Here is a 14144-nt window from a genome sequence, read left to right on the forward strand (position 1 = left end):
ATCACCCCCCGCCCTAACCTCCCCCTCAAGGGGGAGGGGCTGAAGCGAGCGCGTAGCTGATGCTGTCGATAGCTGCTCACATCCTCTCTGCCGCCGCCAGGCGCGGACGGCCGAAGGCCGTGGCCCGGATCCGCGATTCGATGAAGAGGGTCATGCCGGCGCCGGTGGCGACGGTCTTGTCCTCGCGCTCGATCTTGATCTCAGGGTCCGCGGCGCCGGCTTCGTGCGCCAGGCGCCTCGCCTGCTCCGTTGCCGCCGCGGTCGCCCGCTCGACGGCGGCTTCCAGCGTCGAGAAATCGGCGACGCCGTCGGGAAGATGGACGCGAAAGCGCCCCTCGATCGGCTGCGAGATCAGGAGCTCCACCCGCTGCAGCACGCCGCCCGCCACGGCACCCACCGCGTTGCAAACATCGGCATGGGGCGGCACGATGAGCTCGGTGCCGAGCCGGCGCGCGATCTCGGGATAATAGGTCGCGGCCGGCGCGCCGATTCCGACCAGCGGGCGCTTCAGATTCATCTCGAGCGTCACGAGTGGCGATTCCTGCGCCGTGCCTTCGGCCATCCGCGTCATCACCAGCTCGCCGAGCTTCCCGATCTTGTCGGACGCGATGTCGAGCGACTGATCGAACGCGGTGCCGAGAATGGCCAGGACCGACTGGCGCACCGCCTGCTCGACGATGCGTCGGCAGAAGGGCTCGATCTCCTTGAGCTTCTCGCCGCCCAGCGCATCCAGCCGGCGCAGCCAGAGCCGGGCGCCCAGCTCCGCCGCTTCCCTGGACCAGGTCTGCTGCAGCCCCAGCGCGTGGGCGGCGTCGCTGGGCGTGAAGCTCGATAGCGTGGCGAGGCCGCGATCGAGCAGGCGCTTCATGGCGCGCTGCTTCGCCGGTCCTTGCAGGATCTCGGAAAGCGCGAGCGGTCCGCCTTCGAGCGCTTCCCAGAGCTCGAGCTCGTCGGGCTTCAGGCCCGATTCCTTCGTGTCGAGACGGCGCAGCCGCAGCAGGAACTGCCCGTCATAGCCGACGCGGATCGCCTCCTCGGCCTGATACCGCAGCGTCTCGATGATCCGGGGATGCTGAGATCCCAGCAGCGACAAGGGCACGGACCGGCGCGGCCCGAGGATCAGGCCGCCGGTCTCGTCGAGCCGGAGCTCGCTGTCGCCGCCGAGGCCATAGGAATGAACGGCGACCGCCTCGACCATGGTGCGCCAGCCGCCGACGATCGCACCTTCGCGGTTCAGCACGGGACGCCCGCCCGACAGCATCGCCACGTCGGTGGTGGTGCCGCCCATGTCGGACACGACCACGTCGCCCGACCCGCTCAGATGGTGCGCGCCGACGAGGCTCGCGGCCGGACCGGAGAGGATGGTCTCGACCGGGCAGCTCAGCGCCACCTCCGATGCGATCAGCGAGCCGTCGCCCTTGACCACCATCAGCGGCGCCTGGATCGAGCGCGACTGAAGGATGGCCTCGACCGCGCGGATCAGCTGCTGGAGCTGCGGGATGAGCCGCGCATTGAGCGCCACCGTGAGCGCGCGGCGCGGCGCGTCGAGCTTCGAGGTCAGCTCATGGCCGCAGGTGACGGGCAGGCCCGCGATCTCGCGCACCATCGCCTTCACCGCAAGCTCATGGGCGGGATTGCGCACCGAGAAATAGCCCGAAACCGCGAAGGCGGCGACCTTGGGCGCGTAAGTGCGGATCGCGCGCTCCACGGCCTCGCGGTCGAGCGGCGCCTGTTCGTCCCCCAGCGGCCCGTGTCCGCCCGCGATGAACTCGACCGGGTCCGATCCCATCGCCTGGCGCAGGCCGGCCCGTTCCAACGCCTGGCGTTCATAGCCCAGCAGCAGCAGACAGATGGGACTTCCCTGCCCCTCGACCAACGCGTTGGTGGCGAGCGTCGTCGAAAGCGAAACCATCACGATCGGCTCGGCTGCCTGAGGCAGGACCTGGGCAATGGCGCCGCCGACGCCGATCGACAGGTCATGCTTGGTGGTCAGCGACTTCGCCGCCGCCAGCACGCCGCGCACGGGATCGAACAGGACGGCGTCGGTATAGGTGCCGCCGGTATCAAGGCCAAGAAGGACGGGCAAGATCTCGGATCGTCTGAAAGTGAGGGAAAAAGCTTGGCTCTGGCCCGGGTCGTTCCTGCCGGGCGGGGCCTGGGCCGGGCACAGGCTCTACCCGCCCCCTCGCCGGCTGGTCAAGCCTCGTCGCGGCCGCAAAGGCCGCAATGGCGGTGAGGCTATTGAGCCCGGTCCTTTACCATGACGCGAAAGCGCGTCATGAACGGGGGCCTCGCTGAGGCCGATGGATGGAAGAGCTCGGCGGCTCGGGCCCGACCGGTGCAGGAGAGGGGCGATCGATGGAAGAACGCGTGCCGACGGTGATCTGGGTGACGGCGCAGATGCGCCAGGGCCATGCCGACGGGATGCCGGTCTTCCTGCGCCGCCGCGGCGAGCCGCGGGCAGGCGCGGTGCTGGTCAAGATCGATCTGCTCGGGCCAGGCTGCAAGGTCATGACCCAGGTGCGCGACGGGATGGGGCGGCTGGGCTGGCTGAGCGCACTCGGCGAGGCGCCAGTAACCGAGGCCGAAGCCGAGGCCTATATCGAGCGCGCGGTCAAACGCGATCCCGATCTCTGGGTGGTCGAGGTCGAGAGCCGCGACGGCCGCCACCCGTTCCAGACCGTGGGCTCCTGATCGCATCGCGCGGGATCCGTCGGACGGAAGGCAGGATGGAACCATGGAGCCAGACACGCCAGAATCCGATGGCGAGACGACGGCCGAAGGAGACCTGCGCAGCCGCTGACAACGCAGCGCCGCGCGTCAAGGCGGGAAGAGTGGAGGCAAGAGCCGCCAGGATCGGCAACAGGTCGTCCACGATGTCCCAGCCGCGTCAGCGCTGAGGGCATACATGGCGTCGCGGACGCCGCGAAACGAAGAAGAACGAAGAAGAGAGGGCGGCCGGAACCCGTGGACATGGACCGCGGGTCGAGACGAGGAGTCCGGTCGATTATGCCGGAATGCCTCTCCGCGAGCGCGTTCTCTTGGAGCGAATGGTGCCCAGGGGCGGAATCGAACCACCGACACGGGGATTTTCAGTCCCCTGCTCTACCATCTGAGCTACCTGGGCGGGATCATTCGGTCGGACAAGACGAGCGCTTATAGAGAAAACCGCTGGGGCTGTCCAGCCCGGCCGGAGGCCGCCCCCTTGACCGCTAACCGGCTAAAATCGCGGAGAAATTCAGGGTCGAGCAGGGTCGCCGGCGGACCGGGGCGGAGCTGTCCCGGGCCGGCTATTCCGCATCCCCGTCCCGGGACGGGACCTCGTCCTCGGGGCTCTCGTCGGTCTGGACGCGATAGGATTCCTTGAGCCAGCGCCCGAGATCGATCTCGGCGCAGCGCTTCGAGCAGAACGGGCGATGGACGGGATCGCGAGGACGCCCGCAGATCGGACAGCGACCGCCTTTGGCCGGCACGGTGCCCGCCTCGCGGGTTGGCGGCGCCTCCTGCTGGGCGCGCCGTTCGCGTTCCGCCCGGCGGCGGGCGAGATCCTCGATCTTGGCGCTCATCGATCCGGTTCGATTCTCATGGCTTCGTTGTTCATCCGGGGCTGCCCCCGATCGGTCGCCGGCGCATCAGCCTACCGGTCGCCTCGCCGGCCTCGCAAGGCCCGAGGAACAGCTCGGTGAGAGGAGCACCGCGCCGTTGCCGGGTCATCTGCACCAGTCCCAGATCCGACATCGGCAACACGCGGGTTCGCGCGGGGTCGTCGGCAAGCGCGTGGCGCAGGGCCTTCACCACCCGGTCACGGTCGGCGCTGCTCTCCATATCGATGAAGTCGATCACCACCAGCCCGCCGATGGCGCGCAGGCGCAGCTGATGGGCGATCGCCTCGACAGCCTGCAAATTCAGCTTGAGCCGCAGATCGGTGCGGCTGGCGGCCGGGCGGCGGTCGGATGCCGTCCCGCTGTTCACATCGATGGCCGTCAGGGTTTCGCCCGGCTCGAACAGGAGCCATCCGCCGCCGGAAAGCGCCAGCCGCGGCTCGAGGGCGCTCTGGACAGCCTCCTCCAGGTCGGCCGGGGAAGGAACCCAATCGCGCAACGGCTGCACCTCGATGGCGACCCCTTCGATGGCCGAGGCGGCAAGCTCGGTCTCGATCCGTCGCGCCAGGGTGCGATTGTCGGCGGTGAGCAAGACCGCCTCTTCACCCGGCAGCTCCTGCAACAGGGACAGCAGAGCGCCCGGCGCCGGCCGCAAGGGGCCGGGAGCGGTCGCTTGGGTCGAGGCTTCGGCGCAGCCCTGCCAGCTCGCCGCCAGCATCGACGCTTCCTTGACGATGCTGTCGACCGGAGCGTGCGCCGCGCGCAGCGTCAGGCGGAGGCCGGCCTGGCTCTGGGCAGAGAGGCCGCGCAACGCCGTGTGCAAGCGTCGCGTCTCTTCCGGCGTGAACGCCACGCCCGCCATATGGACGCCGCTCTCCTTGGCCAGAAGGTCGACGAAGCGGCCCTCGAGAATGGGGGCTGCGGTTAGCCTCGGCGATTTCTCGCCGCTGGGATCGCGCATCACCTGGACCGGCAGGCGATCGCCTTCGACGCGCTTTTCGCCCCGGCGCAGGGGCAGCAGCCCGGTATCAAGGCCGGCCTCGGTCTGGTCGAAAGCGACGAAGGCGGCATCCAGGCCGTGATCGACCCGCACCACCTGCCCCAGGAACAAGGCGCCGCTGCGGTCGCGCCGGTCGGGAGCGTCGATGCGATAGGCGGCGAGCCGTCCGCGGCGCCACAGCGCCACGTGACGTTCCTCGCCGCGTTCGGCGACAAAGACCCGCGCGGGCTCGGCCTTCGGCATGAGGCCTAGCCTCGCTCGTCCCAGGCGAAACCGAGGCCCCGCAGCAGGGCCGCGGTTTCATGGAGCGGCAGCCCCACCACGTTCGAATAGGAGCCGATGATCGTCGGCACGAACGCGGCGGCGCGGCCTTGGATCGCATACCCCCCGGCCTTGCCCTCCCATTCGCCGCTGGCGAGATAGGCGTCGATCTCGGAGGCCGACAGCCGCTTGACGATGACGACGGTCGTCACCAGACGGCGCACCCGCCGGCCGTCGGGACCGAACAGCGTCACCGCGCCCAGCACGCGATGACGGCGGCCCGACAACAAGGTCAGGCAGTCCCGCGCGGTACGGGCATCCGTCGCCTTGGGCAGGATGCGCCGGCCGCAGGCCACGACCGTATCGGCGGCCAGCACGAAGGCGCCCGGATGGCGCGCCCGCACGACCTCCGCCTTGGCATCCGCGAGGCGGCGGGCATGGGCCGGCGGCAGCTCCTGCCGGCGGGGGCTCTCGTCGATATCGGCGGGATCGACCGCCGAGGGCACGATCCCGATCTGGCGCAGCAGATCGACCCGGCGCGGCGAGGCCGACGCGAGCACCAAGGGAATGGAATCGGGACGGGTCGGGGACATGCCCGGCAAGCACCCCCGAATGGGTTACTTGAAGCGGAACGTGATACGGCCCTTGGTGAGGTCGTAGGGCGTCATCTCGACGTTCACGCGGTCGCCGGCCAGGACGCGGATCCGGTTCTTGCGCATCTTGCCCGAGGTGTGTGCCAGGACGACATGCTCATTGTCGAGCTTCACCCGGAACATCGCGTTGGGCAGCAGCTCGAGCACTGTGCCCGAAAACTCGATCAGATCTTCTTTCGCCATTCAGACTCCATCGATGCCCCGGGGATCTTCGCGGGAGCGCGCATGCGGGCCAGCGGCCTTCCGGGGGTGAAAGCGGCGCGGGATCATAGCGCCTCGAACCGCCGGGGCAAACCCCCGCCGGTAGCCCCGAGAACGCGACATTTCCGCCGATTCGGGGCCGTTCCTAGAGGTTGACGGAGCCGCTCGCGGGGAACTTGGCCTTGATCCGGCGGATCAGGCTGTCCCGGACCTGGCGATAGGCCTCGAGCCGCGTTTCGCGGCTGCCCTCGACATGGGAGGGATCCATGGTCTGCCAATATTCCACCTCGCAGGCCATGGTCCGGGTCATCTCGACGGCGCGGTGATGGGCTTCGGGCGAGAGCGAGACGACGAGGTCGAAGGAACCGTCCTCGAGCTCGTCGAAGCTCTTGGATTTGTGCTTGCTGATATCGATCCCGATCTCGTCCATCACCGCGACCGCGAACGGATCGACGCTGTCGGAGCGCACGCCGGCCGAATCGACATAGATCCGGTGGCCATGGAGATGGCGGAGCAGCCCCTCCGCCATGGGGGAGCGGATCGCGTTGAGGCTGCAGCAGAAGAGAACGCTTCCGGGCAGGTCCTGCATCGTCCGCCTATGCCCGGATGTGAAGCACGCAGATCAGCGTGAACAGGCGCCTCGCTGTATTCCCGTCGAGCTCGATCTTGCCGGCCAGCCGCTCGCGCAGCAGCTCGGCGCCCTCGTTATGGAGCCCGCGGCGGCCCATATCGATCGCCTCGATCTGCGACGGCGAGGAGCGCTTGATCGCTTCGTAGTAGCTTTCGCAGACCGTGAAATAGTCCTTCACGATGCGGCGGAACGGCGTCAGGGAGAGGATATGCTTCGCCAGCGGCTCGGCGCTCTCGGCGGCGATATCGAGCACCAGACGGTTGTCCTCGATGCCGAGCGACAGGTTGTAGGGCCCGGCCGGTCCCTCCACCAGGCAGAAGCTGTTCTCTTCGATCAGGTCGTAGATCGCGACCGCGCGTTCATGCTCGACCTCCGGGCTGCGCCGCACGACGGACCGTTCGTCCAGCGTCACCCGGGCGATGCGATTGGTCGGGGGCGCGGCCGGCGGCTCCACGCGAGGCACCTCAAGGCAGGTTGAGGCGGATGGCGATGGCGCGGGCATGCGCCTCGAGACCCTCGGCCCGCGCCAGCGTCACCGCGGCAGGACCGAGCCGGGCCAAGCTCTCGGCATCGCAGCGCACGATCGAGGTGCGCTTGAGGAAGTCATGGACGCCGAGCCCCGAGGAGAATCGCGCGCTGCGGGCCGTGGGCAGCACATGGTTGGGGCCCGCCACATAATCGCCGACCGCCTCCGGCGCGTAGCGGCCGAGGAAGATGGCGCCGGCATTCCGGATTTTCAGGGATAACGGCTCGGGATCGGCGACCGCGAGCTCGAGATGCTCGGGCGCGATCCGATCCACCAGCGGCACGGCATCCTCGAGCCGTTCCACCAGGATGATCGCGCCGTGCGACGCCCAGCTCGCCCGCGCGATGGCCGCCCGCGGCGCCCGCGCCAGCTCGGCCTCGACCGCCGCCTCGACCCGGCCGGCGAAGGCCGCGTCGTCCGTGATCAGGATCGACTGGGCGGCCTCGTCATGCTCCGCCTGCGAAAGAAGGTCCATCGCGATCCAGGCAGGGTCGTTCTCGCCATCGGCCACCACCAGGATTTCCGACGGACCGGCGATCATGTCGATGCCGACCTGCCCATAGACCAGCCGCTTGGCGGCCGCGACATAGGCGTTGCCCGGCCCCACGATCTTGTCCACGGGCGGGATGGTCGGCGTCCCATAGGCGAGCGCCGCGACCGCCTGGGCCCCGCCGATGCGATGGATCTCGCCGATGCCGGCGATCCGGGCCGCCGCCATGACGGCGGGATTGAGCGTGCCGCCCGGCGTCGGCACCACCATCGCCAGCCGCGTGACCCCGGCCACCCGCGCCGGCACCGCATTCATGAGCACCGAACTCGGATAGGCCGCGGCCCCGCCCGGCACATAGAGCCCGACCGAAGCCAGCGGCCGCCAGCGGGCACCCAGCCGCGCGCCACTGGCATCCTCGTAATCGAGGTCCTGCGGCAGCAGCTTGCGGTGATAGCTCTCGATCCGCTCGGCGGCGAACTGCAGGGCCTCTCGCACCGCAGCGGGGCATTGCGCGGCCGCCCCGTCGATCTCGGCATCGGTCAGGCGGATGGCGCCCGCCTCGAGCTCCATCCGGTCGAAGCGCCGCGTGTAGTCGACCAGGGCCGCGTCGCCGCGCCGGCGCACATCGGCGATGATCGCCTGGACGGTGTCGTTGACATCCTGCTGCGCCTCGCGCTTGCCGGCGAGAAGCTCCGTGAAGCGCATCTCGAAATAGGGATCGCGCCGGTCGAGCTTAAGCGGCATCGACCGCCTCCTGGATCCGCGACACGAGATCGCCGATCGCCTCGGGATGGAGCTTGAGCGCCGTGCGGTTCACCACCAACCGGGAGCTCACCTCGGCGATGGTCTCGATCTCGGCCAGACCGTTGGCCTTGAGCGTGGCCCCGGTCTGGACCAGGTCGACGATACGCGTGCAAAGCCCCAGCTGTGGCGCCAGTTCCATGGCGCCGCTGAGCACGATGCATTCGGCCTGCACGCCGCGCTCGGCGAAATGGCGCCGCGCGGTCTCGGGATATTTGGTCGCGACCCGCACATGGCTCCAGCGGCTGGGATCGTCGCTGGCCGCCAACTCGTTGGGCTCGGCCACGGCGATCCGGCAGCGCCCGACGCCCAGATCGATCGGCGCATAGAGCTCGGGGTAGTCGAACTCCATCAGCACGTCGCTGCCGGCGATACCCAGATGGGCCGCGCCGAAGGCGACGAAGGTCGCGACATCGAAGCTGCGGACCCGCACCACCGTGAGGCCCTCGATATTGGTGTCGAAGCGCAGCTTGCGCGAGCGCTCATTGTCGAAATCCGGCTCGACCTCGATGCCGGCGCGCGCCAGGAGCGGCATCACCTCCGGCAGGATCCGGCCTTTGGGCAAAGCCAGGATGATGGCATCGGCACCGCGGGTTGCCGCGCGTCGCGAGGAGCCGCTCATGCGGGGCTCTTCCGGTTCGGAGCGGCCTCGTCATCCGCATGGTGCGGCAGCCAGCCGGTCGGCCAGGCTTCGCCCAGATCCTCGAAATGGCAGCGGACCGCCTCGACCTCGAGCCGTACCGTGGCGTTGCCGGCGAACATGAGCAGGATCGTGTCGTCCTGCGCCTGGACCGTCAGCAGCTCCAGGAACTCGGGCCCCTTTGCCAGCGAGAAGCCCCTGAGCTTCACCCCGCGGACGCGATCGAAACAGACACCGCAATGGACGCGCTGATAGACCGGGCCCAGGACCTCCCCATCCGCGAACTCGGCATCGCCGGCGGCGGGCCGCGCGGGGGCGCTCGTCGGCTCGTCCGGCGCCCGCTCGGCGGCGACCTCCCAGCGGAACCGGTTGGCGACGAAGGCGAAACGCTTCTCCGCCGCGAGATAGGTCATGTCCCGCGGCCGCACCAGCGCATCCTGCAGGCAGGCGGCGATGATCGCCAGATCGGCGGCGTCGCGTGCCCGCAGCTTCAGTCCGCCACTCACGCTCATCCGTGAATCCGTTCGATGTCCGCGCCGCAGGCTTCGAGCTTCTCCGTCAGCCGCTCATAGCCGCGATCGAGGTGATAGACGCGGTTGAGGATCGTGTCGCCCTCGGCCACTAGGCCCGCCATCACCAGCGACACCGAGGCTCGCAGGTCGGTCGCCATCACCGGTGCGCCGGTGAGCCTCGGCACGCCGCGCACCATGGCGGAGGCGCCGTGCACCGTGATGTTGGCCCCCATGCGGGCAAGCTCGGGCACATGCATGAAACGGTTCTCGAAGATCGTCTCCGTGATCATGGCGGCTCCCTGTGACACGGTCATCAAGGCCATGAACTGGGCCTGGAGATCGGTCGGGAATCCCGGGAACGGCTCGGTGATCGCATCCGTTCCCTGGAGCGGCCCGTTGGCGAGGCTGACATGGAGACCCCGGTTGGTGCTCTTGAGGGCCACACCCGCCCGCTCGAGCACGGTGCAGACCGTTCCGATCAGCTCGCGCTCGGCGCCGATCAGCTCGACCGACCCGCCGGTGATGGCCGTCGCCATCGCATAGGTCCCGGTCTCGATGCGATCCACCACCACGTCATGCCGGGCGCCATGGAGCCGGTCGACCCCGTGGATCAGGATCTTGTCCGTGCCTGCGCCCTCGATTTTGGCACCCATCGAGGTCAGGCATTTCGCGAGGTCGACGATCTCGGGCTCGCGTGCGGCATTGACGATCTCCGTCGTCCCCCGGGCGAGACTCGCCGCCATCATCAGGTTTTCCGTGGCGCCCACGGACACCATCGGAAAGGCGACCGAGCCGCCCGTCAGCCCGCGCGGCGCCGTCGCCACCACATAGCCTTCCTTGAGCTCAATCTCGGCGCCGAGCTTCTGCATCGCCATCAGGTGCAGGTCGATCGGCCGCGTGCCGATGGCGCAACCGCCGGGCAGCGACACCTCCGCACGGCCGGCACGCGCCAGCAGCGGCCCCAGCACCAGCACCGAGGCGCGCATCTTGCGCACCAGGTCGTAGTCCGCGCGCGTCTGGCGGATGTTCCGGCTGGTCAGCTCCATGATCCGGCCGGTATGGCCGCCGGGATGGGACTGGCCGTTGAGCGCGATCTCGGTCCCGAGCTGGGCCAGCAGCCCCGCCATGGTGGTGATATCCGCCAGGTGCGGCAGGTTGCCCAGCGTCAGGGTCTCGTCGGTCAGGAGGCTGACCGACATCAGCGGCAGGGCCGCGTTCTTGGCGCCACTGATCGGAATTTCGCCCTTGAGCGGCTTGCCGCCACGGACGCGGATCTTGTCCATCGAATGTCCTCGAATGCTCCGGAGTTCCGCCGATCGGGCCCTGCTACGCGTAGCCCCTCAGCCGGCCGGGCTGTTGGTGATCAATCTCGGAAGACGGACCCCCGGCTCCGGCCCAGGCAACCACGTCTTGATAATGATATTAGTGGAACAGGCCCGCCGGGGGAGTATTCAAAAGCCTGGTCTTCCGCCGACCGAACGGGGAGGTTGCGATCCCTGCCTCTGCGGCCCTGCCGAGGGTCGTGTTCAGCGTTCGTGTCGCCCCCCGTCGTCACCCTCGGCATGGTCGCTGCCCTCGGGCGGATGATCGGCGCGGGCGCGTTGCTGCTGTTTCCGGCGCAGGAGATTCCGACGCAATTCGGCGGCGAGCCGCGCATCCTGGTCAGCGCCATGAACCGTCCCGTCATAGGGGGCACGAGTCGGCGGGGTACGCGGGGGTTTCGAGCTCCGGTCGGGCATCGGAAAGGGCTCCGGCATTCCTGGTCCTGGGCGCCTGCGGAAATAGGCCGCTCGTCGGCCGGGGTCAAGGCGGGAACGCCACAAAGAGCGGCGCCGATTGCAGATGGGGAATCTATGGAGGGGGAAGATGGCGGGATTGGGATGAAGGCGCCGGCTCCAGGAGCTGGCGATCGCTGCCACGAGGCGGGGGAGATCCCGGAACGGGATTCCAGGGGCAGGATGTCGCGCCCGCCGGAACCGGCGGGGAAAGGGTAATCTTCTTAACCTGGAAGGCCTTAGACTGTCTCGGACCGGCTGGCCTTCGGCCTTGCTCTGGCCCGCTGGCTTATGGCAAGTTTCGCCGCCCTCGAGGGACCCTGGCGGACCCGTTCCGCCGATGCTATCCCCTCGACGGGGTCAATGCTCGTGCCGCCGTAGCTCAGAGGTAGAGCACGTCCTTGGTAAGGACGGGGTCGGAAGTTCGATTCTTCTCGGCGGCACCATTCCCTCTTCCGGAACATCGGCGCCTTATCCCTGGCCGGCACAAGCGCGCAGCTGCGCGCGCAGTCGCCCATAGTCGACGATTGCCCTGCCCAGCGCGCTGTCGGGAGGCAGGGCATGAACCTCTTCGGCAAGCCGCGCCTGGAATGCATCACTATAAGCCGGCACAGGAGGGCAGGCGGTGACGATGGGGTGCGCGCAGGCAGTCAGCGAGAAAAGGACCAGCAGCCCGCAACTTGTGACGAGCCGCATGGCTGTCTATCCTTTCGCGTCGTCGCACCGGCACGCTCGGGCGCCTGTAGTTCAACGGTAGAACAGCGGGCTTATACCCCGTTCGCTCCGGACTGGAGCAAGATGCCGGTTCGAATCCGGCCGGGCGCACCGGGTGCCGTAGGCTGCTGGTTCAGTGGGGATCAGGCACCGTTCATGGGGCATGGGGTTTTCATTCACCGCTCGGATTCGATCTACGACGACAGCCCCGCCGAGCGCTACCAATTTCCCCTTCAGTATCTCCGCCGTGTCGAGGCTTGTGTCGGCGATTGGATCGTCTATCTCGAGCCCCGCAAGGTGCGAGGGACCCGAGGCTACTTCGCCATGGCCAAGGTCGAACGGGTCGTTCCCGATCCCACGGCGACCGGCATGTATCTCGCTCTCATCGAACCCCAGAGCTATCTCGATTTCGCGAATCCGGTCCCTTTCAGCGATGCCTCGGGCGTGGTCGAGCGCGGCCTGCTGAACGAGCTAGGCAGGGTCTCTCAGGGCCGCGCCATTTGGGCCGTCCGCCCGCTGTCGGCGGACGATTTCAACCGCATCGTCGCCCGGGGACTGAACGAAAGCGAACCGCTGCTCCCGCGTACCGGAGAATTTTCGCCGTCGAGCCTTCGTGACGAACAACCGCCCTTCGAGCTCGAGCAGAGCCGCGATCGGGCGAGCATCACCCTGACGAGGGCCATACGCGATCGCGTCTTTCGCCAGGTCGTCCTGCGCGCCTATGACGAGCGCTGCGCTATCAGCGGCCTCAAGCTGATCAACGGCATGGGCCGCGCAGAGGTCGCCGCGGCGCATATCCGCCCCGTGGAGGCGAACGGCCCCGATATCGTGAGCAACGGCATCGCCCTGTCGGGCACCGTGCATTGGATGTTCGATCGGGGATTGATCAGCCTGTCCGACGACTTGCGGATTCTGATTTCGAGGAAGGCCAACGACCCCGATAGCATCCGCGCCCTGATCAACAAGGATGGTTGCGCGCGCCTTCCCCGGCGGCCCTCCGAGCGCCCGCACCCCGCCTTCCTGAAATGGCATCGCGAGAATTTCGATTTCAAGCCGTAGGACCGGCCGCTCGTTCACCGCGCCATCACAGATCCGCCGACTTCAGGATGGAAACCCAATCCTGCCGTCCGCCCAGCAGGCGCAGGATGGCGACGTGATCGTCGGCGATCCTGTAGACGATCAGGCGACCTTCATGCAGATGGATACGCACAGGCGGCGTGAACTCGCTGCACTCCCGCGCCAGCGTCGGCATGGCGGCGATTGTCGCCAGCATTCGCACCAGCTCATCGATGTATTGGTCTGCTTGCTCGATCGACCGGGTTTCCGCCGTGTATCGCCAGATATCGTCGAGGTCGGAGAGCGCACGGGGCGAGAGCCGGTATTGCCGCGTTTTACCGGACGACATGCTTCTTTCGCATGCGCAGCTTGAACGCTGCCGCGTCGAAGAACTGCGGCTCTCCGCTCTCGACGCCTTCGGTGATGGCGGCCTGCAAGGCAGCGATCGCGGCCTTCCGTTCCTGATCCTTGCGGATCAGGTCGCGGATATAGTCACTCGCATTGCCGTAGCGGCCGCCTTCGGCCTGACGCTCGACCCATGCCTTCATCGTCTCGGGGAGCGAAACATTCATCGTTGCCATCACCGCCTCCTTCTGTTTCGGAAGCTTACCGTGAATTGGCAATCTTTGTCAAAAGATACAGCAATTTTTGCCATAAGGAAAATCTTCAGTGCCGCGCGGCAGTCTCCTTCTCCAGGAAACAGAACACCGCGAAGGCCGCGAGTGCCGCGATCCACAGATAGAAGCCGGCGCCGAGGTGATCGACGTAGTTGAGATCCTCGGGCTTCATCGAGCTTTCATTGAAGGGAATGGCCTTCAGCGCATAGGACTGCAGGCCGAGCGCCAGCGCGGCCGCTGCCAGGACCGTTGCGACGATCCGCTTCCCGATCTGCGACAGCAGCAGGGCCAGGCCCATCAGGGGAGCCGCATACCAGGCGAACACGCCGAGAAGCGGCCCCAACCACCCCATCATCAGGATCTCGTAGCCGCGCGCGACCCCGGCGACGGGCGCGTCCCAGCCCTGGCAATAGTCGAGGATCCTTTGCTTGTCGACGAAGCTCCGACCGGCAGCGTCGCCCGCCGCGAGCCCGCAACTGGTCATCCCCGAGCCGCCGAAGGAAAAGGCATCGCACTGCACGTCGTCCTGAACGGCGTAGGCGCATTCGCCATGCTTGGGATTCGATCGGACGTCGGGCTTGTGGACGATGCCGGGCAAGGCCAGGGACGCGGCGAACAGCGCCAGCCCGGCGATCAGCACCCACCGTCTCGCTCCGCGCATGATC

At 67.9% G+C, this 14144-nt stretch carries 17 protein-coding genes and 3 tRNA genes; 4 read left to right on the plus strand and 16 right to left on the minus strand.

Going from position 1 to position 14144, the window contains the following annotated elements:
• Positions 1-76 precede the first annotated feature (76 nt).
• The gene (locus tag FRZ61_RS18335; protein ID WP_151119087.1) at positions 77-2086 is read right to left on the minus strand and encodes a hydantoinase/oxoprolinase N-terminal domain-containing protein; all 2010 of its coding nucleotides are present in this window, start codon (positions 2084-2086) and stop codon (positions 77-79) included.
• 272 nt (positions 2087-2358) lie between these two features.
• Between FRZ61_RS18335 and FRZ61_RS18340 the strand changes: the two genes are divergently transcribed.
• Complete coding sequence (locus tag FRZ61_RS18340) at positions 2359-2694, plus strand: DUF1491 family protein (RefSeq protein WP_151119088.1); 336 nt, start codon at positions 2359-2361, stop codon at positions 2692-2694.
• Positions 2695-3051: 357 nt separating this feature from the next.
• Here FRZ61_RS18340 and FRZ61_RS18345 read toward each other — a convergent pair.
• The 11 genes from FRZ61_RS18345 to murA form a co-directional block, all read right to left on the minus strand.
• A tRNA-Phe gene (locus FRZ61_RS18345) sits at positions 3052-3127 on the minus strand.
• A 163-nt stretch (positions 3128-3290) separates the two neighbouring features.
• Complete coding sequence (locus FRZ61_RS18350; protein ID WP_151119089.1) at positions 3291-3566, minus strand: DNA gyrase inhibitor YacG; 276 nt, start codon at positions 3564-3566, stop codon at positions 3291-3293.
• 31 nt (positions 3567-3597) lie between these two features.
• Complete coding sequence (locus tag FRZ61_RS18355; RefSeq protein WP_151119090.1) at positions 3598-4845, minus strand: ribonuclease E/G; 1248 nt, start codon at positions 4843-4845, stop codon at positions 3598-3600.
• A 5-nt stretch (positions 4846-4850) separates the two neighbouring features.
• Entirely contained in the window at positions 4851-5456 is a 606-nt protein-coding gene (locus tag FRZ61_RS18360) for a Maf family protein (RefSeq protein WP_151119091.1), read from the minus strand.
• A 24-nt stretch (positions 5457-5480) separates the two neighbouring features.
• Positions 5481-5699 carry a translation initiation factor IF-1 gene (gene infA, locus FRZ61_RS18365; protein WP_151119092.1) on the minus strand — a complete coding sequence of 73 codons (219 nt, stop codon included), beginning with the start codon at positions 5697-5699 and terminating at the stop codon, positions 5481-5483.
• A gap of 163 nt (positions 5700-5862) precedes the next feature.
• Positions 5863-6306, minus strand: a complete 444-nt coding sequence (locus FRZ61_RS18370; RefSeq protein WP_151119093.1) for an arsenate reductase ArsC — start codon at positions 6304-6306, stop codon at positions 5863-5865.
• Between the two features lie 7 nt (positions 6307-6313).
• Entirely contained in the window at positions 6314-6802 is a 489-nt protein-coding gene (locus tag FRZ61_RS18375) for a UPF0262 family protein (RefSeq protein ID WP_225308887.1), read from the minus strand.
• A gap of 10 nt (positions 6803-6812) precedes the next feature.
• Positions 6813-8108 carry a histidinol dehydrogenase gene (gene hisD, locus FRZ61_RS18380; protein ID WP_151119095.1) on the minus strand — a complete coding sequence of 432 codons (1296 nt, stop codon included), beginning with the start codon at positions 8106-8108 and terminating at the stop codon, positions 6813-6815.
• Positions 8098-8787 carry an ATP phosphoribosyltransferase gene (gene hisG / locus FRZ61_RS18385; RefSeq protein WP_151119096.1) on the minus strand — a complete coding sequence of 230 codons (690 nt, stop codon included), beginning with the start codon at positions 8785-8787 and terminating at the stop codon, positions 8098-8100. Before hisG ends, hisD begins: the two co-directional genes overlap by 11 nt.
• Complete coding sequence (locus FRZ61_RS18390) at positions 8784-9317, minus strand: DUF2948 family protein (RefSeq protein ID WP_151119097.1); 534 nt, start codon at positions 9315-9317, stop codon at positions 8784-8786. Before FRZ61_RS18390 ends, hisG begins: the two co-directional genes overlap by 4 nt.
• Positions 9314-10600, minus strand: a complete 1287-nt coding sequence (murA, locus tag FRZ61_RS18395; protein WP_151119098.1) for a UDP-N-acetylglucosamine 1-carboxyvinyltransferase — start codon at positions 10598-10600, stop codon at positions 9314-9316. The genes FRZ61_RS18390 and murA overlap by 4 nt, the downstream gene beginning before the upstream one ends.
• A gap of 863 nt (positions 10601-11463) precedes the next feature.
• On the opposite strand from murA, the gene FRZ61_RS18405 reads away from it, so the two are divergent.
• Positions 11464-11538: transfer RNA gene (locus tag FRZ61_RS18405), tRNA-Thr, on the plus strand.
• A gap of 25 nt (positions 11539-11563) precedes the next feature.
• Here the strand turns inward: FRZ61_RS18405 and FRZ61_RS18410 are convergent.
• On the minus strand, positions 11564-11788 hold the full coding sequence (locus FRZ61_RS18410) for a hypothetical protein (RefSeq protein ID WP_225308888.1): 225 nt from the start codon (positions 11786-11788) through the stop codon (positions 11564-11566).
• 40 nt (positions 11789-11828) lie between these two features.
• Between FRZ61_RS18410 and FRZ61_RS18415 the strand changes: the two genes are divergently transcribed.
• Positions 11829-11917, plus strand: a tRNA-Ile gene (locus FRZ61_RS18415).
• Entirely contained in the window at positions 11891-12865 is a 975-nt protein-coding gene (locus FRZ61_RS18420) for an HNH endonuclease (protein ID WP_225308889.1), read from the plus strand. The genes FRZ61_RS18415 and FRZ61_RS18420 overlap by 27 nt, the downstream gene beginning before the upstream one ends.
• A gap of 25 nt (positions 12866-12890) precedes the next feature.
• Here the strand turns inward: FRZ61_RS18420 and FRZ61_RS18425 are convergent, their stop codons facing one another.
• From FRZ61_RS18425 to FRZ61_RS18435, 3 genes are all read right to left on the minus strand, one after another.
• On the minus strand, positions 12891-13211 hold the full coding sequence (locus tag FRZ61_RS18425) for a type II toxin-antitoxin system RelE/ParE family toxin (protein WP_151119100.1): 321 nt from the start codon (positions 13209-13211) through the stop codon (positions 12891-12893).
• Complete coding sequence (locus tag FRZ61_RS18430) at positions 13198-13443, minus strand: type II toxin-antitoxin system ParD family antitoxin (RefSeq protein ID WP_151119101.1); 246 nt, start codon at positions 13441-13443, stop codon at positions 13198-13200. Before FRZ61_RS18430 ends, FRZ61_RS18425 begins: the two co-directional genes overlap by 14 nt.
• Positions 13444-13528: 85 nt before the next feature.
• Entirely contained in the window at positions 13529-14140 is a 612-nt protein-coding gene (locus tag FRZ61_RS18435) for a hypothetical protein (RefSeq protein WP_151119102.1), read from the minus strand.
• Between the last annotated feature and the right edge of the window lie 4 nt (positions 14141-14144).

This window comes from Hypericibacter adhaerens (genome assembly GCF_008728835.1).
Taxonomy (GTDB): Bacteria; Pseudomonadota; Alphaproteobacteria; order Dongiales; family Dongiaceae; genus Hypericibacter; species Hypericibacter adhaerens.